The sequence below is a fragment of the Streptomyces sp. M2CJ-2 genome, from assembly GCF_016757295.1.
Lineage (GTDB): Bacteria > Actinomycetota > Actinomycetes > Streptomycetales > Streptomycetaceae > Streptomyces.
In genome coordinates, this window is record NZ_JAESIF010000010.1 from 111829 (window position 1) to 135361 (window position 23533).

General features: G+C 67.4%; 19 protein-coding genes and 1 pseudogene. 6 read left to right on the top strand and 14 right to left on the bottom strand.

Annotated elements, in window-relative coordinates; translation table 11 throughout:
• Positions 1-19: 19 nt before the first annotated feature.
• The 9 genes from JL475_RS11565 to JL475_RS11605 all read right to left on the bottom strand — a co-directional run bounded on the left by JL475_RS11565 (position 20) and on the right by JL475_RS11605 (position 13397).
• Positions 20-232 carry a hypothetical protein gene (locus tag JL475_RS11565; RefSeq protein WP_202277460.1) on the bottom strand — a complete coding sequence of 71 codons (213 nt, stop codon included), beginning with the start codon at positions 230-232 and terminating at the stop codon, positions 20-22.
• An 83-nt stretch (positions 233-315) separates the two neighbouring features.
• On the bottom strand, positions 316-1683 hold the full coding sequence (locus tag JL475_RS11570; RefSeq protein ID WP_202277461.1) for an FtsK/SpoIIIE domain-containing protein: 1368 nt from the start codon (positions 1681-1683) through the stop codon (positions 316-318).
• 5 nt (positions 1684-1688) lie between these two features.
• Entirely contained in the window at positions 1689-2036 is a 348-nt protein-coding gene (locus JL475_RS11575; protein ID WP_202277462.1) for a hypothetical protein, read from the bottom strand.
• 181 nt (positions 2037-2217) lie between these two features.
• Positions 2218-3039: a protein phosphatase 2C domain-containing protein gene (locus tag JL475_RS11580; protein WP_202277463.1), complete on the bottom strand. Its 822-nt coding sequence runs from the start codon at positions 3037-3039 to the stop codon at positions 2218-2220.
• Positions 3036-3887, bottom strand: a complete 852-nt coding sequence (locus JL475_RS11585) for a sigma-70 family RNA polymerase sigma factor (protein WP_202277464.1) — start codon at positions 3885-3887, stop codon at positions 3036-3038. Before JL475_RS11585 ends, JL475_RS11580 begins: the two co-directional genes overlap by 4 nt.
• A 172-nt stretch (positions 3888-4059) precedes the next feature.
• Positions 4060-4449 (bottom strand): ATP-binding protein, encoded by a 390-nt coding sequence (locus JL475_RS11590; RefSeq protein ID WP_202277465.1) that lies wholly within the window; start codon positions 4447-4449, stop codon positions 4060-4062.
• Between the two features lie 92 nt (positions 4450-4541).
• Positions 4542-5393, bottom strand: coding sequence for a helix-turn-helix transcriptional regulator (locus tag JL475_RS11595; protein ID WP_202277466.1), 852 nt, complete (start codon positions 5391-5393; stop codon positions 4542-4544).
• 565 nt (positions 5394-5958) lie between these two features.
• Positions 5959-9348 carry a helicase-related protein gene (locus JL475_RS11600; RefSeq protein ID WP_202277467.1) on the bottom strand — a complete coding sequence of 1130 codons (3390 nt, stop codon included), beginning with the start codon at positions 9346-9348 and terminating at the stop codon, positions 5959-5961.
• Positions 9345-13397, bottom strand: a complete 4053-nt coding sequence (locus tag JL475_RS11605) for a hypothetical protein (RefSeq protein WP_202277468.1) — start codon at positions 13395-13397, stop codon at positions 9345-9347. The genes JL475_RS11600 and JL475_RS11605 overlap by 4 nt, the downstream gene beginning before the upstream one ends.
• A gap of 927 nt (positions 13398-14324) precedes the next feature.
• Here JL475_RS11605 and JL475_RS11610 point away from each other — a divergent pair.
• The gene (locus JL475_RS11610) at positions 14325-14990 is read left to right on the top strand and encodes a hypothetical protein (protein WP_202277469.1); all 666 of its coding nucleotides are present in this window, start codon (positions 14325-14327) and stop codon (positions 14988-14990) included.
• A 64-nt stretch (positions 14991-15054) separates the two neighbouring features.
• On the opposite strand, the gene JL475_RS11615 is transcribed toward JL475_RS11610, so the two are convergent.
• The 3 genes and pseudogenes from JL475_RS11615 to JL475_RS11625 form a co-directional block, all read right to left on the bottom strand.
• The gene (locus JL475_RS11615) at positions 15055-15330 is read right to left on the bottom strand and encodes a hypothetical protein (RefSeq protein WP_237406836.1); all 276 of its coding nucleotides are present in this window, start codon (positions 15328-15330) and stop codon (positions 15055-15057) included.
• A gap of 918 nt (positions 15331-16248) precedes the next feature.
• A complete protein-coding gene (locus JL475_RS11620) occupies positions 16249-16776 on the bottom strand; it encodes a hypothetical protein (RefSeq protein WP_202277470.1) in 528 nt (175 codons plus the stop codon).
• Positions 16777-17044: 268 nt separating this feature from the next.
• Positions 17045-17290: pseudogene (locus tag JL475_RS11625) on the bottom strand (RNA-guided endonuclease TnpB family protein); the annotation flags it as partial.
• Positions 17291-17491: 201 nt separating this feature from the next.
• On the opposite strand from JL475_RS11625, the gene JL475_RS11630 reads away from it, so the two are divergent.
• Positions 17492-18400, top strand: a complete 909-nt coding sequence (locus JL475_RS11630) for a hypothetical protein (protein WP_202277471.1) — start codon at positions 17492-17494, stop codon at positions 18398-18400.
• 222 nt (positions 18401-18622) lie between these two features.
• On the opposite strand, the gene JL475_RS11635 is transcribed toward JL475_RS11630, so the two are convergent.
• Both JL475_RS11635 and JL475_RS11640 read right to left on the bottom strand, forming a co-directional pair.
• Entirely contained in the window at positions 18623-20164 is a 1542-nt protein-coding gene (locus tag JL475_RS11635; protein WP_202277472.1) for a M28 family metallopeptidase, read from the bottom strand.
• 318 nt (positions 20165-20482) lie between these two features.
• On the bottom strand, positions 20483-21163 hold the full coding sequence (locus tag JL475_RS11640) for an endonuclease (protein ID WP_202277473.1): 681 nt from the start codon (positions 21161-21163) through the stop codon (positions 20483-20485).
• 367 nt (positions 21164-21530) lie between these two features.
• Here JL475_RS11640 and JL475_RS11645 point away from each other — a divergent pair, with 367 nt between their 5' ends.
• From JL475_RS11645 to JL475_RS11660, 4 genes are all read left to right on the top strand, one after another.
• A complete protein-coding gene (locus JL475_RS11645; protein WP_202277474.1) occupies positions 21531-21785 on the top strand; it encodes a hypothetical protein in 255 nt (84 codons plus the stop codon).
• A gap of 115 nt (positions 21786-21900) precedes the next feature.
• Positions 21901-22326, top strand: a complete 426-nt coding sequence (locus JL475_RS11650; RefSeq protein WP_202277475.1) for a CBS domain-containing protein — start codon at positions 21901-21903, stop codon at positions 22324-22326.
• A gap of 12 nt (positions 22327-22338) precedes the next feature.
• Positions 22339-22680 (top strand): DUF6343 family protein, encoded by a 342-nt coding sequence (locus tag JL475_RS11655; RefSeq protein WP_307825021.1) that lies wholly within the window; start codon positions 22339-22341, stop codon positions 22678-22680.
• A gap of 43 nt (positions 22681-22723) precedes the next feature.
• Complete coding sequence (locus tag JL475_RS11660; protein ID WP_202277476.1) at positions 22724-23380, top strand: dienelactone hydrolase family protein; 657 nt, start codon at positions 22724-22726, stop codon at positions 23378-23380.
• Positions 23381-23533: the final 153 nt, after the last annotated feature.

Here is a 23533-nt window from a genome sequence, read left to right on the forward strand (position 1 = left end):
CGGTCTCCTTCCGGCGTGATCAGTCGGTGGACTTGAGCGAGTCGGCGCGCTCGCGGGCGAGGCGGGCTACCTCGGCGGCCTCGGTATCGCCGGGCGTGTGGTCGGCGATGCGCTCCAGCAGGTCCGCCTTACGGCCCATGAGTGCGGCGTACTCGGCGGAGGTGCGGTTCTGCCGGAGCGCGGCCAGGTCGGCGACGAGCGCGCTGATCTCGGCGATGGAGGGACGTGACATGGGGCTTCCTTCCGGTTTCGGGCATGGGAGGGGTAGGGACATGGCGCGAGGCGGTCACGCCGGCCGTGGGAGAAGAGGCGCGGTTACTCGGTCACCGGGCGAGCGGTGGGCACCGCGGCGGAGGGCGAGGGCGGCCCGGCCGGTTCGGCGGCGATGACAGGCCGGAAGGTGTCGAGGCGGGCCAGTTCCGGGACCAGGCCCGAGGTGTCGCGGCAGACGGCCGCCGCGTCGTCGAGGGTGAGGTGGGGCGAGCGGACGCGGGACCAGCCGCCGGAGGAGTCGCCGACGACCGCGACGCCGGGCCGTTCGGCCGGGATGGAGGTTGCGGCCAGCGCCGCTTCCGGCGCGATGTCGCCGAGCGCCATGTTCGCGGACGTCTCGTCGTTGACGCGGTGGCAGACCCGCCCGGTGAGCTGGGCGCGGAGCATGGTGGCACCCTTGCCGAGTTCGGCGCCGAAGCGCTGCCCGCACACCTCCAGGTAGATACCGGCCGCACGGCCGAGCTGGGCGAGGCGGATCAGCTTGGTAACCATGGCGTCCCGCCGCTTCTCGTCGTCCTTGCTTGCGGCGAGGAAGAGTTCGGCGACCTCGTCGACGACGACCACGACCGGCACCGGCCGCGCCTTCTCCGGCAGGCCCCAGACCTCCGAGGTGAGCACGGCGTCCGGACCGGCCCCGCCCGTCATGCCGATCAGGCGGAACCGTGCCTCCATCTCCTCCACCAGGACGTCCAGGAGGTCGTTCGCACAGTCCGGCGTGTCGGCGAGCGCCGACAACCGGGGCGCGAACGGCGCCAGTTCGACGCCCCACTTGCAGTCGATGCCGACGAGCGCGACGGGTTGCCGGGCCAGCCCGCACAGCAGGTTGCGCAGGTACACGGACTTGCCCGACTGCGTGGCGCCGAGGATCAGTTCGTGCGGCACGGTGCGGAAGTCCCGGACGTGCCAGTGCCCGTCTTCGCGCAGCGCCAGCGGCAGGGACAGCGGTTCGGTGCGCAGCCACCGCCGGGCGGGCCGGACGTCGGCGAGGACGTCCCAGCCGACCAGCCGCAGCTCCAGCCGCCCCGGCTTGGTGGGACGGACGTGCACGGCGTGCGCGCCCCAGGCGTGCCGCAGTCGGTCGGCCGAGGCGGTGAAGTCCTCGGGCGCCTGCCCGGCCGCCATGCGCAGCCGCATCACGAGCCCGGACCCGGTCGGCAGCGGCAGCGACCGGCGAGGCGGCACGGGAGCAGCTTGCCGCCCCACCATCCGGGCGGTGGCCCGGCGCATGGCCGAGGCGGGCACCGTCAGTCCGCAGGCGTCCATGGTGGCCCGGTATGTGGCGAGCACCCGCAGCGTCACGGCCGGATACCCGACCAGCCACCAGAAGAGGACCGGCAGCCGACGGCGCACCGCGGCCAGCGCAGCCACCGCCAGCAGTGCCGGCACCAGAACCCACAGGGCATCGGTCATGACGCTCAGCCCTGCGCCACAGCAGGAGTACCGACCATGACAGCGTCCGCCCGGTAGGCGATGCCGTGCCGGGCACGGCCGCCGAACTCACTCTCCCAGGGCCGGGCCACCAGCCCGGACAGGAAGACCGGCGCCCCCATGACCAGGCCCTCGCCGATGCCCTTCTCCGGAACGGTGACCTTGAGCATGTCCGAACCGCCCGCAGCGATGAACACCAGCTCCAGGACCATGAGCCGGTCGTTGGTGACCGGGTCCACGGCCACCTCACCGGTCTGCCGGTCCCTCACCTTGACCTCGGGCAGCTTCGTGACCAGCAGAGTGGCGGACGAAGTGTCCACGGGGATGACGCGCATTCTGTGAACCTCACTTGATCGGGCGTCCGTCACGGACACCGAGCCGTTGAATACCCCCCTAGACAGCACAGGGAGGAACCCGCCTCAACTGTCTAGGGGGGTTGACGGTTACCGTAGCGCGACGTTCCAGCAACTGTCTAGGGGGGTATACGAGCGTCGTGTCAGCGAGACGACCGGCGCTCTACGAAAGCACCCAGTGCAGGACGGTGGCGTCATCGTGCGCCTTACCCCGCGGCCAGCGCTGACCGTTAGGGTCGCCGTCCTCCGCCTTACGGGTCTGGCGGATCAGTTCATCCGGGCCGGCGGAGTCGAGGAGAGCCAAGGTCTCGTCCCACGAGGCGAGTCCGAAACGGTCCACCAGCCGCGTCGCGCCGTCGCTCAGCAGTGTCACCGAGGCCAGGGAGTCCAGCGGCACCGTGCCGGTCAGCGCATGCTCGGCCGCGAGCGGATCGGGGCCGGCGATCCAGAAGCCGCCCGGCCGGTTCCGGAGAGACGTCAGGGCGCCCCGGTACTCGGCCAGTGCGGCGGCGTGTTCCGGCGAACCGGTGGGCAACTCGTCGACCGGCCCACGAAGCCGCGCACCGACCTCGTCGAGGCGCCGGTCGGTGAGGACGGAAGAGTTCCCGTCCCGCTCCGCGAGGAGCAGCGAGGAGTCACCGAGCACGAGGTGTTCGAGCACCCCGCCACGAGCCCGAACGGCAACGACCGTACTGGTCGGACTGGCCCGGTATTCCAGGTCGCAGACGTCCTCGTGAAGCGAGCGGATGATGCGGATGGAGTCGGCCAAGCACTCGGCGAGCGACCAGGCCGGACGTGCGATGAGGGTGCGCAGCAGCAGCGCCCCCAACGTTCCGGAGAACCAGGCGACGCCGTGCACGCAACCGGTTTCCGCACCCCCCACGCCGGCACCATCGAGGAGTACGGCGACGCCGGGAGCAGCAGCGGCGAAGTCCTCGTTCTCGCTGTCCGGCGCGGACGGCGAGGTACCAAGGGCGAGCCTCACCCCGCGGTCTCCTCGTCGTGGCGGTAGAGCGGGCAGACCAGTTCGACGGACCGCGGCTCATTGGTCTCCGGGTCGTACTCGACCCCCACCAGCGTGGAGAACCGGCGATCCCCGACCTGCCCCCACAGGGAGTTGAGTTCGGAGGCGAGCAACTGGACGACGCCGAGCGATCCTTGCGTGTGGATACCGGCGATGGCGAGGAGCGAGCCCTTGCCGTCCGGGCGCGGCAGCCGACCGAGATAGCCGATGTCGTACGACCGGGCCGGATCACTGTCCTGCCCCGACCTGTGCACGGTGCCGGTGAGCCGGTCCACGACCGTCCAGGGCCCGTCTTCCGCCTTCTCCCAGCGCAGCACGGGGTCCTGGGCGTAGGTGTTCCACATGTCCTGTGACATGCGCGGCCCGCAGACGACGACCAGGCCGTCACGGTTCAGGTCGATCTCTCCGCTCACCGGCACGTGTTCGGAGGCGACGGCGAGACCGTACGACCGCGCCAGGTCCTCCAGACGCTTGCCGGAACTGACGTCGTCCACGGCGACGACCGTGCGTCCGCGTTCGTCGTCCCGTCGCAGCGGAGTCGCGACCGTGACGGCGCCCGATCCGAGGAACGCACCTTCGGGCGCCGGGCCGGTGTGGCGGATCTGGTGAATGCGTCCGCGGCTGAGGCCGGCCTTCGCCGCGATCTGCGCGTACGACAGCCCTTGCGCGTGGAGGTCCTGCACCACACGGCGCCGCAGCCGAGCGAGTTCGGTGACCTCCTGCTGCGCGTCGGCCAGTCGCGTCGTGACCTCGCGCAGGAGCAGGTACGGATCATCGATCGCCATGATCCGCTGCAACTCGTCCGACATGCGCTCACCTCCCTGCCTCACCCGAGAGTCTAGGCCCCTAGACGAAACGGGCGGGAGTCGCCGTCCCGACCGGACGCCTATCGCATAGAGGCCGGACCGGCGCCGAGGCACTCCACGAGGAGTCACCCCTAACCGCCCACGCGACGGCCGAGGAGGAGCAGGCCGGACGCGGTCACGCCCCCTCCCGCACCAGCTCCGCCCACACCGAAGAGCCCTGCGGCAGGGTCTTGGCGCCCCAGTCCTTCGCGCAGGCCGCCACCAGCATCAGCCCGCGGCCGCCCTCTTCCATGTTGGTCGCGTCCCGCATCGCCGGGGCACCGTCGCCGCCCTGGTCGATCACCTCGATGCGCACGAAGTCCGTACCGAAGCCGACGACCACGAGGAACCAGCCGCCGGCCTTGCCGCTCAGCGAGTGACGTACGGCGTTGGCCGCCAGCTCCCCGACGACCAGGGCCCCTTCGTCGACACAGCCCCACTCCCGGAGTAACGCGGCTACGAAGTGACGAGCTTCGGCGACTTGTTCAGGCAGGCCGGGGAAGGCACGGCACCACTTGGTGAGCACGACAACACTCCTCGTCTAGAGGGCTAGACAGCACGAGGAGCAGAGTATTCCCACCCGCGACACCAATCTAGGCATACGGAGGAATTATTCCTCTACCGAGTGACGGTGGCCTCCAACTCACGGAACTCCCCCATCATCCGCATCAACAGGTCCCGCGCCTCACCACCGAAGACGGCCGCACCCTCGAACCGGCCGAACATCTCCTCGTACCGAACGAGGTCATCCGCCTCGGTCGAGAGCCGCTCGCTTGGGAACGCCTCCACCACGACGGACTGCCGATCACAGAGCGTGAAGCCATGACGAGGCAGCACCGGCACCGGCCGACGCCACGGGATGACCCCGATCCGCACCGTGTCCAGACTCTCGACGGCCAACAGCCGATCAAGCTGGGCGAGCATCAGCGACGGCGTTCCCGGCCAGGTTCGCAACACAGCTTCCGTCAACACGAACACCGACTCCCGCCCCGGCTCGTACAACAAGCCCTGCCGCTCCACCCGCGCAGCAACGGCGCGACCGACCATCTCAGCGTCCAGGTCCGGTGAAGTCAGGAAGACGTGCCGGGCGTACTCGGCACTCTGGAGCATGGCCGGCAGGACCACGCACTGAAAGGAGCGCACCAGCCGAGCACCGCGGACCGCCTCATCCACGACGGGACCCGCAGAGACGTCCCCCTCGGAGCCGGAACCGACCTCCACCACAGCCTCAACCGCGGCCAGCAGCTCGCGGACCTCATTGGCAGCCGCCTCATCGAGTCCGAGCGCCCGGGACAACCGGTCCAGCACATCGAGGCTCGGAACCATACGCCCGTTCTCCACCTTGGAGACCGTCGGCTGTCCCACGCCAGCCCGCTGCGCCAGAGCAGCACCCGTCAGACCGGCATCCGTGCGCAGAGCCCGAATACGTGCCCCAAGCACCCTCATCCGCTCGCGCCGTTCACTCCCCATACCCAGGGTTCTACACCACGAGCCAGCAGCCACCAGGCACAAGAGCAGCATCAACGACCAGCAACACGAGCGTGATTCAAACTCTCCCTACAGGTTCAAGGCGGCTCGCTCCGCTCACCGCGCGCGGCCCGGCCCCCGGCCGGGCCTGCGCTCCTGTCTCCGCCCCGCTCCAGCCCGGCCGGCGCCCGTGCCGCGCTCAAAGCATGCAGCCGCCTGATGCCAGAGAAGGGATACGTCGTGGCTGGGGCGGTCGGCTCCACGGCTTTAGGCAGCCACTTTGGCGCGAGCCTCGAAGATCACGGCCCCAACGTCGTGCTTTAGCGGGCAGGTCCACAGACTGCCCGACGCGCCGGAAGCTTACGGGGCCGTGATCACTCGCGCCAAAGCAGCTCCAGCCCAAAGCCGTTCCACCGACCGCTGCAAAAGCCTCGGCCAGCCTCCAATGCAGCACGTGCCGTAGTGCCGTTGCGGCCAAAAGGCGTGGCACAAGTTGCCAGTGGATCAGGCGATTTACCAGGTCAAGGTCCGGCTGCCCCTGGCGGCCCGTCCTGGCCCCTTACGGCTCTCAAGGATACTCGGGTGTGATCGCGGTCCAGCACATCAAATGGATATCCTCAAGATGGATCGCAGGCCGGAGTGGCGGTGGCTCGGGGGGGATCAGCCCGAGCCGGTCCGCGAGCTCCGCGAGCGCCTGGACCTTGCCTGTGGCGGAGAGTTCCGTGCTGGTGAGGGCGTTCCGGACTTCGCGTTGGACACGAACAGCATACGGGGCGTCAAGACGGGCAGAGAGCATGTCCTGATCGTCGCCCAGCAACTGGCCATGCTCTCGGACGAATGCGGCAGCATCTCGCATGACTTTGGGCACCTGGGGCTCAAAGTTGGCAGGGTCGGCCTGGAAGTCCCAGCGGCTCTTTATGTGCCTCCGTGCGGCAGACCATGCATCGAACGCCGCAGCGTACATCTGATCGGACAGCGCCACTGGGGTGATATCCGTTTGAGGATCAGCGTGGGCGAGGCAGGCGAGGGTGTCGTCAATGACCACCGGCTCGCCATCCGGGCCGCTACTCTGAGGGGTCAGGTCGTCGTTGAGGGGAATATACCGGTACCAGGGCTTAGGATGGTTTCCGATACGGGCGCAGAACACAAAGCCTGGGCTGGCTCCGTCCCGGTGAAAGCCGGTGCCGGATCCCCAAGGCAAATCCAGAACCCGGTTTTTTGTGGCGTCGCTGTGGAAGGCATTCGCTAGCCGCCGCCGGTACTCTTCACCGGAAAGCGCACCATTGCCTCCGTCATTGAACAGGGCGGCTTCCTCGCAGCGAATCTGCTCAATCCGTTCCCGGGTCTCGGCAATGTTGTGCTCCACCGCCTCTATACCAGGCAGAACCTCGCCGACGCCAACGGACGCTGCGGCCTGTTTCAACTTGCGCTGGAGGCGTTCCTCCAGGCGGAGGATTTCATCGAGGTCTTTGTCGGGGAAGAACGCCCGCATGTAGATCTCTTTGTGCGGGGAGCCGATGCGGTCAATGCGACCGTGCCGCTGCACGAGCCTCATAGGGTTCCATGGCAGGTCGTAGTTAATGATGTGACGGGCCTGCTGGAGGTTGACACCTTCTGCGAGCACATCGGTGGTCACGATGAGGTCGTATGCGTCAGCCTCAACGCCGGTACCCGCGGTTTTGGGGGCGAAACCCGTAATAATGTCGGCCCGATGGTCACGGTCCGGGCCCGACACGGTGGCCATACGGCCCCGGTAGGCAGCCAGTCGCGGATCGCTGGCAAGCGCGTCTCGGAGCGCCCGACCCAGGTACTCGGCGGTGTCGGTGTAATAGGTGAACACCAGTACTTTCCGCTTATCTCGGGTGTCCTCCTCTCCGATCCCTTCGGCAGCGGCGTCCTTGGCGATGGAGGCCAGTTGCTCGATAAGGCCAGCAACCTTCGGATCGTTGTCCGCGTGCACGGCGCGCACTCGATCCCGGAATGCTTCCAACAGGTCCCGGTCCGCCTGGACTGCATCCCGCAGGGCCTTCACGTTGAAGTCTGAGGCGTACGCGACGTTCTCAGCACTCGCCTCATCCAGCGATGCGATCCAATCCTCGACCTCCTCGGCCGAGAGGCCGGCCCACTCGCGCAAGGGGTCTCCAGTAAGAACTAGACCGGAGTCCAAGGCGCTGAGGAAGGTGTCGTGCGAATTGATCATCTTGGTGGCGGTCTGCTCGAACGCGTAGGAGGACGACTCGAACCGCTTGAGGAGATTCGAGCGGATCAGCCCGGCGTTCTGCGCCTGGTACTGCTCGGTCTCCCCATACAGGCGGAAGCGGGAGGGAACATAGCGGGCCATGGTGAGGACTTCGCCGGGCTCCTCGAGGATGACGCCGACCGCCAGCGAATCATCCGGGGTCTCCTCCATGATCTCCGCACCGAGCGCGACAGCCAGGTCGTGGAATACCCCGGGAAGAACCTTGTCGAGGTTGTAGTCCACCCTCACCACCCGGCACGTGGGGAACCGGATCTCCTGCACCTTGCCACCGACCAGGATCCTGTCCCCGACATAATGGTTCTTGACGAACCGCCGGGTACGCCGTACGGCTATCTCGTCCAGCACATCGAACAGGTGTTCCGGAGACAGGTCATCGGGGTTCATCTCCATGGCGCGCTGGAAGTAGGCGCGCAGGCTGGGGATGCCCACGTCGCTGAACGCGGCATCGTTCGGCGTGAAGTATGCGATGAGGCTGTAGAGGTCTTCCAGACTGTTGTTTACCGGTGTCGCGGTCAGAAGCACCAGGTCTTTAGGCACCGGGCCGGCGAGCACCTGCCGAAGGGCGTCAGCACGCAGAGTCTTGCTGTTACGCAACGCGTGGGCCTCATCCACTATCACTATGGCGTACTCGTCGAGAGCCTGCAGGTGAGCAGTTCGGGTCCCAGCGTCCTCGATACCGGAGACCAACTGCTCATACGACAGCACATCGGCGCGCAGGTTCTTCTCCCGCAAGAAGGGCTCCCATGTGGAGTCCCTCAGCGTCGCCGGAGCGATGATCAGTACCTTCTGGCGGCGGTCGAATACGGCCTCGTGGATGAGCTCGCCAGCTACGTATGTCTTGCCGAGACCGACCTCATCAGCGATCAGGACGCCCTTGCGCCGGGCCAGGATGCGCCGGGCGCGCCATACGCCGTCCGCCTGGAATGCGGTCAGCCCGAGCCGAGATCTGACCTTATCCTCCTCCCCCAAGTCCGCTCCGTACAGCTCGAACAGCATCCGCAGGAACACGTCCCACGGCTGATGCGGGAACCAGCGTGCCTCATACAACGCGGCCAGGTCGTAAGGGGCAGCGGCGTCCCAGTGCTCGTTGAACCAGTCGATAACCTGCCGAACCGTGCCCGGCTGGTACTGGCCGAGGTTGAGCTCTTTATTCTTGGCCAGCCCGGCATAGGTGAAGTTCGAGGACCCGGCGATCACCCCAGTGGCGTCGGTCTCCACGATGAAAGCCTTGCCGTGTAGGAACTCAGTCTCGTACCTGCGCACCTGAACGTCCGGGTTGCTGCGTAGCCACGCCACCAGGCGGCGGGCCTGTGCATCAGCCTCGCGGGTGAACCCCAGATGGTCCCGGTCTTCCTCCATCGACCTGCGGTGACCTTCCAGCGCCTGGACGACGTCCGCCGAGGGACCGCGGCGCCGTCGGCGGGGCGTCCGGCCAAGTGCGCGCACGCGGGCCCGGTCGCCGTCCGGTGACGGCTCGGCACCGAGCAGCAGCCGCACACCCCCGGCCTTCTCCAGCTCATCAGCAAGCAGACCGAACCCGCCAGGATTGAAATAGGCCGTCGCAATCGCCAGCCTCGGGGGGTTCCTCAGCCGTGTACGCAGCCCCGCGAGCAGAGTGTTGATCGCATCCGCGACCCGCTCACCGTTATTGCGGTTGGTAGCGAACTCAGGCCGGTAGCCAGAACTGTTCTCGCTCACGATTCCACCCGTGCCTTCCACAGGTCGTAGTGGGTCAACACTGCGGACAGGCGCTCGCGGGAGTCCCAGGTGCGGTGGAAGGTGGCGAAGATGTGGGAAACATCATCGCGGTCGAGACCGAACAGCAGGGCGACGACGGCATCGAGTTCAGCTATCAGATCGTTTTTGGTTGCCTCGTCGGTGGCAGACCCCACCGGCACGCCGACTTTGGCAGCCCAGTCGGTGTAGCGGCCGTCCACGGCAGCCAGTTGCCCAGCAATCTGTATGACATGCTCCCGCAGCACGGAACCGGGTTCGGGCCGGGGGATCGGAAGGCCGTTGAGGATGTGGAAGTTCAGATGATTCTCGACCACGGTGCGGGCGAGCCAGTCCAAGGGGATGCTGGACAGAACACCAAGCAGGTATGCCTCATCCTGCTCGTTCCCTCGGGGGAAGAGCAGGTAGGGTGCCGAGTTCGTGGCGACCACGTTCGCTGGAACGAGCGCGACCCGCACTGTACGGCTGTCGTTAGAGCGGGTGATATCGCGCAGCATGATCCGTGGATGCAGACAGGGCAACGTGCTGGCATCCCGGATGACTGCAGGAGCGAACTCCGCGAAGGCGGACGTGGATTTGCGTGCCTGACGCGTTCTGCGGGACCGCAGTTCTGTGGTGACGTGGGCAGGGTCGGCCCAGCCGTAATAGGTCCCAGTGTCCGGGTTCCACAGGTCGAAAGAAGCGCCCTTATACACGGGCCACCCGGACGGGCCGTCAAGGTCTACTGAGAAATGCCCCTTTTTCTTGTCGCTCGTCGCATGGAACTCGGTGGCAGGGCGGGCACGCCACGTCCCGCTCGTGGTGTCCAAGCGCGGCTGTTGGCGCATCTTGGCGAAAATGCCGAGCGCTACGGAATCAGGGATGGCAGGGAAAGCGGCCCCCTCCGACCAGGACAGAAAGCTGTCGGTGGCGACCTCCACTCCGCTTTCTCCGGCATGGGCGCGATATTCCCTCAGCGACACAAACGGGCCTCGCATCCGCAGACGCCCGGCGTAGCCGGCGCCCTTCCGGATGCCGATTAGTCCGACCGTGTACCGCGGATCTATTTCATCGAAGACCCATTCCGCCGAGTTGCGCAGCAGGGTCACATCGCTGAAGGTGCCCTCAGTCAAGATCTTCTCGCGCCACTCGGCACTTCCAGCCGCGCTCAGAGCGCTGCGGGGGAGGACGACGCCGGCAGCTCCGTCCGAGCGCAGGGTCTGCCAAATCCGCCAGGTGAACGCCTTATAGAGGTCCGGGTCCCCTTTCCCAATGCCAGGAAATGGCCCGTGCAGCAGCGCCTGGCGCAACAGGGCCGAGGAGCTGACCTCGGCCTCATATTCAGCGACCAGATCCGGCCGGTCACGCTCGAACCCGGCAATCTTCTCGTTTTGTGCCTTCGCAGGAAGACTTTTCAAGCCTGGGAACCGTAGTGCCCAGAATCCAAGCTGCTCAACGGTAACTTCCTCCCACGGGGGGTTCCCTAGCAGGACGTCGAAACCCGGACGATCACGAAGGAACACTTCGGGAAAGAGGATCGGGAAGTGGGCGGCCTTAAGGTGGCGCATCCCCTCCTTCACGCCGTCCTCCCAGACCGCGCTGACTGCTTCCTGCGGAGTGGGCATTCGGTCGATGAGTCCGAGCCGAGTAGCAACAGCTGCATCGAACAAGGGCGTGGCGTCTGCCGCGGCTTTCAGCGCCTCGGCATGTGCCTTCTTCGCCTCCTTCACTTCCTGCCTAGTGGCCTCACTGGTTCGGGCGACACGCCGCAACAGGTCACGGGCAGGAGCAAGCTGCTCAGTGATCTGCTCCTCGAAGAGACTGATGGTTCCACCGCCGCTTTGCGGATCGAACACATCGATGACCTCCTCGATGGTGGCCATGCCGGTCAGACTGTTTCCGACGACGAGACCGTGATCGAGGGTGCTCATCGGAAGGCCGGGAACGAAGGTGTGGATCCAGATGGCCAGGCGCGCGAGTTCAACGGCCATAAGATTGAGGTCAAGGCCGTAGATGCAGCGGCGGGCGATCTGCCGCCGCAGGAGCGCGGACGGCTCAATCTCGATGTCCGGGGCGCTCGTGCCCAGTGCGGCCCTGGCCGCATCCGCGAGGCGGTACAGCTCGTCGTTGACGTCTGGGATCGGATGAGCGGTGAGGAAGGCGGAGAACTTGTTCTCGATCCGGTCAATTGCAGCGACCAGGAAATGTCCCGAACCCATGGCGAGATCAGCGACACGGAAGTCGAAAAACGTCTCTGCCGCCTTCGCCTCATCCCCAGCGTCCAGCAGGGCCTTGACCCTAGCCAGGTGCTCGGTGAGTACGGGCGTCAAAGAGGTGTCGAGCAGGTGCTCGACCACGAAGGCTTTGGTGAAGTAGGAGCCGGTGGACTTGCGCGCTCCAGAGGCGTTGTGGAAGTAGACGTCGCTTGCGGCCACAACGACCTCATCGGTCGTCCTTGCCGGGATATACGCTTTTGTCTTCGGATCAACAGCGAGCGGGCCGGGAGCGATCGAAAGAGAGGACTCCAGTAGCCCCTCGTAGATGGTGCCGAACTCGCGCACAGACAGGGACCGGAAGTCCACGGGGCCGACCGTGCCATCCTCGCCGGTGTCGACAAGCAAGGCACGTAGTGCCGGCCCGATCTCATTGTTGGTCAGCCGCAGGTCCGCGATGGCTTGGCCGGCCGGGTGGGCATTGCCGGAGGCGAACAGACCGCCGTTGTAGGCTGGCACACCCCATTCGGTATTGCCGTCATCGACAGCCCGCCAGACGGTGAGAAGGTCGTCCCACCGATCGGTTGCGACAGCATCGAACTCCTGCTCTGGCTTCTCGGCGAACTCTCGCGCGAGTGTCTTGAGCGCTTTCGCGGTGTAGCGGGGATTGCGCAGGTAAGGCAGCAGGCCGCGGTCTTCGGCGTAAGCGGTGAATAGAAGCCGGAACAGGATAATCAGGGTGCGGTGGTATGCCTCGGCAAGCTCGGCCTCGCTGGCCGCTTTCATACGGCGGGCGACTGCGGTGGCCAGCTGCGGCACCACATCCTTGTACACGCGCTCCCTAAGGCGCCTCCCCAGTGCTGCGGCGTGGTCGGCGGAGGCTTCCAGGATCTGGGGAACGCTGCCGCCCTTGGTCAGCGCGTCGGCCGAGAACAGCAGGGACAGGTAGGCCGCATCAACCTCGGCCAGGAGCGCCATGTCGATCTCGACGAAGGTCTCGGCCTGGCCTTTGCGGCCGACACCGATATCAGGGTTGGCCGAGTAGAGGCGGATCTGGGTGTCACGGGTGATCACCAGCCACGGCAGCCCTTGCTCCTGCGCTATGGCCAGACCCAACGCTACGGGGGAGACTGCGCCGAGGCGGGCGGTCGGACGGTCGAACATCTCCATCTCGTCCAGCAGGACGCCCACGGCCCGCTGGTCGCCGCTGGCAGAGAGGATCACTGCGGTGGATCCGTGGGGAGTGGTGGAGTAGCCAAGCCCACGGATGAGTTCGACGCCGCGCCGTCGAAGGAGCGGCACCCCCTTTGTTTGCGCGGATGCCCAGTCAGTGCGGGTCGGGACGCCGTGACGCAGTTCATGCGAAGCGAACAGGCCGGAGTTCAACAGGCCAGCGACGAGCTGATCTTTGAGACCGGAGAGCAGGCGGTGCAACGTGCGTTCTGCGTTCGCCGAGTCGGGAGCCTCCAGGGCTGCGGTGCAGATGCGTTCGACCTGATCGAGGTTCAGGTCGTGTAGGACGGCCGGGTCGTCCTTGGTTCCGCAAACGGCTGTCTTCCAGGTGCCGTCTGTGGGGTAACAAACGACCAGGACAACGGGAGCGGCGCGACGGTTCCATCGCAGGGCCCACAGGCGGCGGACATCGTCGACGCGGGGCCTGATGGTTGCCGAGGCGATGGCGACTTCGAAAGCTTGGGGGCCTGCAGCGATAAGGACTCGTTCCGTGGCCAGTGATGCCGGTGCACTCTCCGGTCGGCTCCAGGATATTTCGTGGGCTTCTGCCTCGTTGAGGAAGTCCTCGATACCTGTCCGGCTCAACATGCCCCCTCTGACGCCACCTCAGAGCGACCCGCTGCAGCGCTTGTTCAACCTTAAGCTAGTACGAACAGCTGATCGTACTCGGCTCTCCGTGCCCTCAACAGGGGGGATGGGCTCTGCTCTTCCGCAGCCTCGTGGGGGCGGGCTGGGCTCTTTGCGGCTGAGGGTTTCGTGTTCGGTGCGGTGCGCATTGTCAGGCCTGTTCCTACAACTGATGCACTTGGAACCAGTACGGCCGGCGGAAGCTCGCAGTCATCCCGATCACCGGCCTCGGGTGGGGATTACGACAGAGTGGATCGGCCTGCCGTGGAGGTTCGCGCTCCCGCCGTACACCTCGTGGCATGGGTGGCGGGGCTGATGCACCCCCTCAGTAGCGCAGGCCCGCAGTTCGAGTGTGACGCCCCACCAACGGCCCGCGAGGGTGCTTGGACTTCACCTCGTCGCGGGTGGACGCACTGGCCGCTGCAGCGGCACCACCGCGCTACTCGCCGACGGGAGGACCCGCTCTAACGGACCTGCTGCCCCAGATGACATGGCCAGCAACCGCCCATAATTGGCTGACGGGCCGTGGACCATCTGTGGACTGGGGATCGTTCGAAGGGGTCACATGGAGCCGTAACCTGTGGGGATCCATGACACGGCAGCGCCCTCCGGAGCCGTGTGCGCAGGTTCGAATCCTGCCGGGGGCACCTTGCATGAGGTGCCCAAAGACCCCGTCACCAGCGGAAACGCTGAGGCCGGGGTCTTCGCGTATGTGCAGATGTGTGCCACCCGGAGCGGCCGTATGTCGAGGTCCGTGGACGAGGCGTGGACGGGATCTCGAAGCGTTGTCGCAGGTGAGTCGCGCTGTCTGCAGTCCACCAATCCGGTACGGCAGTCACCCGCCAGGCAAGATCCTGACGTGTCAGATGCGTGCGCTTGGATGAGCGGGTGACCGTTCATGACGTTGCTCGACACCTGCCCGAGATAGCAGTCCTCCGTGAGCACTGCCGCTCCATGGCCGTCCTGGATGCAGTCCTGAGCCCCGAGTGGGAGGACCGCTACCACTCCTTCGACGACCGCTGGTCCGAGACGGAGTCGATGGCCTCGATGTGGAACGGATCGGGCGACGAGTACTCGATCGTTTTCTCATCCGCCGGCGCCTACGTCCGGGGGTTCGATCACGAATCGCCTATGAGCCCTTATGCGGAGGACGGGCCATGGCCCGGAGTGCTCGACGAGGTTCCTGATGTCTTCCGGCCTTATGTCGAGGAGCCGGCGTTCTCGGACGAGGACGGGATGCCCCTCGTCACCACGTGTATGTGGCGGGAGACGGGTGACGACGGCTGGAAGGCAGGGACGATCGACTTTCCCGATGAGGCAACAGAAGATCCGGACGGTGCCGACCATCTCTTCCATCTGTTGGTGGATCGCTCACCGGAAGCGTTTCAGCGGTGGGCCGAGGACTACTACGAGGTCACAGTCGACCTGGAGGCCGTTCGTCACGTCTTCTCTTCGCGCCCTCTGACCGAAGAAGTGGTCCGTGCGTTGAACTCGGAGATCGTCCTGGCAGATCTCGTGGAGAACATTACGGAGATCGGCTATCCGATGAGCTGAGACATGAAGCAACGACGAGGCCCCTGGACGCAACGCCAGGGGCCTCGGAGGCAGGCAGCGGTGTCTACTCATACTCGCGGAGCAAGTCCTCGATACGCCGGTTGGCGACGTCCTGCCGTCCGCCGATGCACTTGACGTAGCGGCTCAGCAGGATCTCCACGCCGCTGCCTGCACGTTCGGCGACCTCCGTCGGGCTCACCCCGGAGTCGAGCCACCGGGAGACGCCCGCGCGCCGGAGGTCGTACGGCCGGAACGCGAGGACCGAGGCCACCTGATCGGGGACGAGCGCCAGTCCCCGAGCCTGCTTCCAGGTGCGGGAGTACGAGGACGCAGCGATCACGTCGCCCCGCTCGCTGGAGAACGGCAGACCGCCCTCCGCCCGTCGTGCCGGGGTCCTTCAGATGCTCGCGGAGCAGCCGTACCAGTGGAGGTGGGACGGGCCCGACGTGTGTACCTCGCCCTCGGCTCGCTGCTTCAGCCCTCGCCGGTCATGCGCCCCGCCGGAGCCCGTCCGTCCGTCCACACCTCCCCCGCGGCGGGCCGGATCTCCGTCAGCTCCATACGACCGCAGCGTCCGTCGCAGCACCTCCGGAGCGGACCGCCCCGTCCCGAGTCGACCAGGGAAAGCAGCTCCGCCGACCTTGTCGGGCGAGTCTCACCGTTCGCATCGCGGATGTCATGACTTCGTGCACCCCTTGCGCATCGTGACTGCGAGTCAGATCACCCTTACGCATCGTTACCTTGCCGCATGTCGAGGGGAGACCTACATCACAGTGGCCCGACACGAAAGCCCACCGATCGCTGCGCAGGCTTCCTGGCAAGAGCAGCACTCGAAGGGCGGGCACCCAGGAGGTACTGCTATGAGTGTGACCTCGGTGAAACCACTTTCGATCCCCCGCCTGCGAGACTGGGCTGTCGTCCTCGTCATCGTGGTCGTCTACGTCCCCGTCGCACAGATCCAAGACGTCCTGACCAACTTGACCGCGCTGTCAGCAGTCCTGGTCTGTGGCTCCGCGGTGAGCGCCGTATCAGTCCGACGGCCGCAGACGACCGCGTGACCGTCGGCCAGACCTGACGAGACCCTCTCCCGGCCTCCCCTCCCCGGGAAGCCGGGAGAGCCACCCGCGCCCCCGACGTGCTCGATCGAGCGGGAAACCACGGGGGACACCGGGCAGTCACAGTAGCCGGACACGAGAACGGCACCGATCAAACACCCGTGCCAGGAGGCCATGGACGAGACCTCGTGGTGTCGGCCCGGTCATTGATCACAGGAAACCCCAGCCAGCCATTCCGGGGTGTAGCACTCAGCGAACGACCACTTCCGGTCCGAGTAGCGGTCCTCCGTGCTGTCGGTGTACACCTCAAGCCTGCCTTGCGGTGTCAAGCGGTAGTACTCGCGGATCGGGTCACCCTCCACAGTGGGATGAGTCACCTTCAGTTCTGCGCTCTCACCACTCTTCAGGGCTCGCCGGAGACAGACGATTTCCCGCACCGCCTGCTTCTGCATCTCCTCACCCTGAGCCAAGTTCACTTCGCCGCAACTTGAAAACTCAGCTCTGGACTCCCAGCGGTCCTTGACCGGATCGTCCAGCGTGCCGCAACCTGCCGCCAGCAAGGACGTGGCCGCTACCGCGATGAGCCGCACGCGGACCGAAACAGCCGCCGCGCAGCGGCGACAGGTCCTACTCCGACCTGTCGTCCGCGCCAGGTCCGCCGGCCCCACCCGTCGCAACTGGTCCGGCACATCCTCATCGACGTACGTGCACAGACCCGTTTTCGCTCCCAAAGCCCCTCCTCGAACCCAGTACTTGAGCGTGGCCGCACCACACCCGCCGACTTGAGCGGTACTCACCCGGCTCTCACGGCAAGGCCGTTACCGATCGCTACACAGAACCGGACCGGTGCTGGGAATCGTATGGATCGCGGATCGTGTGGCGGCGGTGGGCGGCGTCGAGGACGTCCTGGGGGAAGCGGTCGCCGGCCGCACAGTGTCGGCCCTTGGTCCGACCGACCGCGGTGTGGATGCCTGCCTTGACCAGGGCCTGCATGTCACGGGTGGCCTGCTGGGAGGAGAACGACCAGCGGCCCTGGCGCTCGGGGTCGAAAGCCCGGATGTCCTTGAGCTGTACGGACTGGTCGCCGTAGCGCACGGTCGTCTTCGAAGTGTGCCGGTAGGCGTCCCGGCGCTCCTGGAGGGCCCCGTTGTACAGCGAGCAGCGATCAGCGTCTTGCAGCATCTCGCCCGGCGCGACCGTCTGACGGGCCGTGGGCCGCAGGAGGAACCTGTACGCGCGGATCACGAGCCGTCCCCCTCCCGCCGGCTTGGGTCCTCGGTTCGACCCCGGGGTGCGTCAAGGGGGCCATTAGGCGGAAATCGGGGCGTTCTCCGTGATGTCGCGCGACGTGTCGGGCATCTCTCGGCTATCAACCCCTGCCTGCGGCGCCGCACGACACTTCCTCGTGGCCGGGCGTTCGCGACACGCGTCCCCGAAGGAAATGGCATGCTCACGCGTAGATCCCTCATCCGGTCCGCCCAGGTGCTTTGCATCAGCAGCGCCGCCCTGCTCACCCCCATAACCCTGGCTCCTCCTGCCTCGGCCGCGACGCTGCCCGTGACGTGCAGCGAGACCGCCCTGCGGAACGCCATCACCACCGCCAACGGCACCCCCGCCAGCGACACTCTCAACCTGGCGCCTGGCTGCACGTATCGGCTGACCACCGAACTGCCCGCCATCACCTCGCCGATCGTCATCAACGGCAACGGCGACACCATCACCCGGCTGTCGGGGACGTTCCGCATCCTCACCGTGAAGGGCGGCGCTCTGACCCTCCGGGCGGCCATCCTCAGCAAGGGTGACGCCACGGGCAGCCCGGTCGAGAACGGAGCCGGCGGCGCCATCGTCGTCACCGGCAACGGCAGCCTCAACCTCAGCTCCAGCGTGATTCGGGACAACAGCGCCAACTTCGGCGGTGGCATCAGTGTGTTCAGTGGCTCCCAGGCCCAGATCAACGCGAGTGTCTTCACGGAAAACAAAGCGACTCAGAACGGCGGGGGCATCGTCAGCGACGGCACGACGACCGTCAATACCTCACAGATCAGCAGGAACACGGCAGGCAACGTCGGCGGTGGCATCGCCAGCATCGGAACTCTGACGGTCAACGCCAGCAACCTCGTGAACAACACCGCGCCGAACGGCGGCGGTGGCATCGCCAACGGAGTGCCCGCCGCCAGCGGCGGCACCTCCACCGTGACCACCAGTAACATCAGCAACAACTCGGCCGGCGGTGCGAACCCGGGCGGCATCTACAACAACGGCGGCACGGTGACCCTGCGCGTCAGCCTGGTTGCCGCCAACACTCCGGGCAACTGCCTCAACAGCCCGAGCCCGGTCCCCGGCTGCGTCGGCTGATCCCCGCGCCCTTTCACCGGCTGTCGCGCGGCTCAGTGCACCGCGCGAGCCTCCATGAGTTCACGACTCTCATGCCGTTGGGTGCCCGAACTGCACGTCACATCGCGGCGCAGGCACCCGCCTGGGCCTCCCTCCGCGAGGAACCGTGGCGACTGTGCCTCCCGCCCAGCGGTGAAGGGGAGGGCCGGACTGTCCGGCCCTCCCCCCTGTGTGTGCCGGGAGTTACTCGGTGACCTCGTGGTCGTGGCCCTCGTGCAGACCGCCGCCGCTGCCCGCCGAACCCTTGGTGTTCCGCGGCGCCACCGGCTTGCTCAGCAGGCTGGTGTCCCAGGCGTACTGGCCCGCCGCGTTGGCGATGACGTCGATGTTGACGTCGAACGCCTTCATGCTGATGTTCTTCAGGTCGTCGCAGGCGGCGTGGTAGCAGGCGTCGTACGCGACACCGACCTGGCCGCCGTACGCCTTCGCCTGCTCGGCCGTCTTGATGCCCTCGGCGCCGGTGAAGGTGCCGCCCGAGGGGATGCCCACCTCGATGAACGGCCCGTAGTCCGACCGGCCGGTGAAGTCGGTGCCCTCGTGCGGGACGCGCCGGCTGTCCAGGTAGTCGGTGATCTGCCGCTCCAGCTGCGCCGAGCCCTCCGGGCCGGGGCCGGCGCCGATCTGGTCGGAGTCGTCGCCGTCGTAGACGAACTGGGCGTAGTTCGGCGAGGCGATCATGTCGAAGTTCAGATACAGCTTGACCTTCGCACGGTCCGCCGCCGAGAGGCTGTCGACGTACGCCTCCGAGCCCAGCAGGCCGAACTCCTCAGCCGACCACCAGGCGAAGCGCACCTTGTTCTTGGTCTTCTCGTGGGCGAGGTTCAGGGCCACCTCGAGGATGCCGGCGGAGCCGGAGCCGTTGTCGTTGATGCCCGGGCCGTCCGCCACCGAGTCCAGATGGGCGCCGAACATCACCACGTTGTCGGCGGCGCCGCCCTTGGTCTCGGCGATCACGTTGTAGGTGCGCCGGGTCTCCGAGAAGGTGCGGATCTCCAGGTTGACGGTCACCGCGCCGGCGGCGGCCTTGGCCGCGAGCGCCTCGCCGTCCGCCTGCGTGACGCCGCCTGTCGGGATCTTGGCGACGGACGGGTCTCCCAGGGTGCCGCTGAGCGCGCCCTCGGTGTTGTTGTAGACGATCGCGCCGACCGCGCCCGCACCGGCGGCGGCCTCCTGCTTCTCCGCGAAGGTGCAGCCGCCGCGCTTGATCAGCGCGATCTTGCCGGTGAACGTGTCGGAGGCGTAGTCCCCCGGCTCGCAGCCGGTGGTGCCGTCGACCGGCACCACCGCGACCGGGGCGGTGATGCCGCCGACCGGACTGCTGGCGGAGTACGTCATGGCGGTCACCGGGACGTCCTGCTGCTGCGGCGACACCACCCGCAGGGACTGCGCCAGCGTCTCGGTGAACGGGAAGTCGAACGCGTTCCGGGTCACCGAGTACCCGGCCTTCCGCAGCAGGCCTTCGACGTACTCGGCCGACTTCCGGTGCCCCTCCGACCCGGCCACCCGGGTGTTCCCGTTCTTGTCGGCGATCCGCTGGAACTGTCTCAGATGCTCGTGGGCATCCTTGGCGTCGCTCTTCTTGACGAGCTTCTTCGCGAGCTTGGCAGCCTCCTTGGCAGGGTCGCTGTGGGCGGAGGCGGTGCCCGATCCGATCAGCAGCAGCGGCGTTATGAGCCCTGCGACGGATACGGCGACTACCGTGGTGCGGCGGTTCCGAGCGTTCAAAGCGCTTCCTTCCGGCGGTTCATGAGGAATGGGCCTAAAACCGAAAACAGGCCGAACGAGGTGCGGCGGTACTCCGGGCAGGCAGGGATGGCTGGATCGCTCCGCCCCTGCCACCGGCAAGGAGAAAGGTATCTGCTCGCTAAACGCTTGGTAATGGGTCGACGGGAATCTTCGGCGTCGCCGTCACCCGTGTGCACCGATCGGTCTTCGGCCCAATGGAGTTGACCGGAAGCCACCGGCGCAGGCCGGTGCCGCGTCAGGCGGCGTTCGCCCCGTGGCGGTGTGTCACCCGGTTGCCGTGCCCTGCAAAGAGGTCTGTCAGGTTGCCCCGGCGGCCGTGAGCACCTCGTCCGCCAGCGGTTCGTCGAGGGCCGCGTGGACCAGGCCGTCCGCCAACCGGGGCATCTCGCGGGCGGGAACGAGGCTGCTCAGCCTGCCGGGTGAGGCCGGCAGTCCGAGCCGCCGGGCGCCGTCCAGGGCCTTGCGGTCGAGGTACGGCGCGTACTCCGGCCACACGCCCTGTACATCACGCAGGAAGATGTCGGCCCCGGTGGGCCCGATCCCGGGTATGTCCATCAGGGCCTTCTTCGGGTCGGGCTCCTCGCGCAGTCGGCGCAGATCACCGCCGTGGCGCTCCAGCAGCAGTTCGGCCCCCTTGCCCAGCGTCGTGGCGGTCCGCTCGTCGTATCGCCGGTAGCCGCCCTCGCCGAGTGCGTCGACGCGCTGCTGCCAGGACGCGTCCGCCATCGCCCGCGGGGTGCGCAGGCCGGCGTCGAACAGCGCCCTGGCCGCTGCCACCGCGGTGCCGGACCTGATGGGGGCGCTGAGGAGAATCGCGAGCACGAGCGTCTGGTACAGCGGCGCCGGGGTGTTGCGCAGCCGGATGCCCGCCTGCGCCGCGTAGGTGCGCCGCTGCCGGTCGAGCAGTGCGCGCGCCACTGCCTCGTCCGTCGCACCGGTCCTCTTCTTACCGGCCTTCCCCGTGGTTTTCCCAGTCATCGTCTGGTCACCCGTTCGACGGTTCAGTGGTGGGTCGGTTCACCGGCCTTCCCCGTGGGAGGCATCACCCACCCCGTTCGAGTGCCCCTCCTCGTGCGATGGGTTCCGGCCGGGCCGCGGGTCTGTTCCGGTGAGCGTCAGGAGAAGGCCCGCACCCGCGAGGGCCACGCCCGCGCTGCCCCGGGCCCGACGACGGTTCTCACCTCGGACCCCGGGGAGCCCGTCGCCCGTGCGGCTCTCGCATCACCGTCACCCCGGTCTGACGCCGACATCCCGAAGGGATCGCACGGCTTCGCGGATCGTTCGGTGGCGTGTCACCTGCTGGAAGAGGACGCTGGATGCAGGGGCGACGTGATGGGGAGACCTCATGGCTCGGACCAGTACAAGCCGCAAGGCGCACACGCCGTTCTTTTCCCGCCCCGGCGTCCGCCGCCTCGCACCGTTCGTTCTGATCACTGCGATCGCTCTGATCTTCATCTTCGAGAACCGCTCGTATGTCGAGATCCGGCTTCTCATTCCGATGGTGACCATGCCGCTGTGGGGTGCCCTCCTGATCGCCTGGGGCCTCGGCATGCTCGCCTGCCTCTTCACCGTGCGTCGACGCTCGCACCGGCGCCCATGACGGACGGGGGTGGGTTCCGGCGACGGCACCGCGTCCCTCCCGAACGGTTTACCGCCGCCGGTACGGGCTACGCGGGCGGTGCGACGCACCGCCGACGCAGGACCCGGAGGTTCCCATGACCACGCGGATACGTGACGTGATGTCGCCCGGCACGGCCGCCGTCGAGCCCATGACCACGGTGGCGCGAGCCGCCCGGCTGATGCGTGAGCAGGACATCGGCGACGTCCTGGTGACGTACGACTGTGACCTGTTCGGCATGCTCACCGACCGGGACATCGTGGTCCGGGCCCTCGCCGAGGGCCTCGACCCCGCGGCCACGTCCGTCGGCTCGGTGTGCACCCGCCCGCCGGTGGTGACCCTGGCGCCGGACGACACCACCGATCACGCGATCGAGCTGATGCGGCGGTACGCCGTGCGCCGCCTGCCGGTGGTGGAGCACGGTGGCTGCCCGGTCGGCATCGTCAGTCTCGGTGACCTCGCCGCCGCCGACGACCCGCACTCGGCCCTGGCGGACGTCAGCAGGGCCTCCCCCAACCGTTGACGGAGGCACATCGTGCGCGACGAAGACCCCGCCGTGACCACTCGGGAGGCGCCGAGGACGCGCTCCGGGGCGATCGGCCGGCGTCGGCCGCGGACGGGCACCGAACCGGTCACCGCCCGCAGTCCGCTCCGGCTGCGGCTGCTGCTGGCGGGTGCCTTCCTGCCGCTCTTCACGGCGGCGGCCGTGTTCTTCGGCCTCTGGGCGGCGGAATCCGGGCCCGGCGACGGCCCCGGCCGCGGCGAGCTGGTCGTGATCACGGTCGCCTGCGGTGCACTCGCCCTGTCGGCGGCGGTCGATCTGTGGGTCGTGATCCGTCGGTTGCGGCGCGAGCGGGAAGCCGACGCCTCAAGGTAGCGAGCTGACCGGGCAGCCGGGCAGCCAGGAAAGAGTGAGGCCGATGATCTCCCGAGTGTGCACGGTGCCCGTCGGCGACATCGAGCTGACGGGCGACCTCGACGTGCCGACGCCCGCACGGGCGGTCGTGCTGTTCGCGCACGGCAGCGGCAGCTCCCGGCACAGCCCGCGCAACCGTGCGGTCGCCGCCGAACTGCGCACCGCGGGGCTCGGCACCCTGCTGATCGACCTGCTCACCGAGGAAGAGGAGCGGCGCGACACGGTGACCGGCGAGCATCGCTTCGACATCGCCCTGCTGGCCCGCCGTCTGGTGGCCGCGATCGACTGGCTCGAGGTCCGGTCCGAGACCCGGGGCCTTCCCCTCGCCCTGTTCGGCGCCAGCACCGGTGCGGGCGCGGCCCTGGTCGCCGCCGCCGAGCGGCCCGCCCGGGTGCTGACCGTGGTGTCGCGCGGCGGACGGCCGGACCTGGCGGGCGATGCCCTGGAGGCCGTACGGATGCCGGTCCTGCTGATCGTCGGCGGACGGGACGACCAGGTGATACGGCTCAACCAGGAGGCGGCCCGCAGGCTGAGCGGTCCGCACACCCTGCGGGTCGTGCCGGGCGCCACCCACCTGTTCGAGGAGCCCGGCGCGCTGGAACAGGTCGCCGAGGCCGCCCGCCGGTGGTGCGACGAACAGCTGCGGGACGCGGCCGGCTGAGCGGCCCCGGACAACCGTTCACCTCGGAGCCGAAGCCGGAGCCGGGCCCGGTCGTCGGCTCCGAAGCCGACGTCGCGCAGGGCGCGTGCGGCACGTCCGATCACCTCCCTGATGTTCATGTATATAAATAGCGTTCACTGTCTTGATGCACGG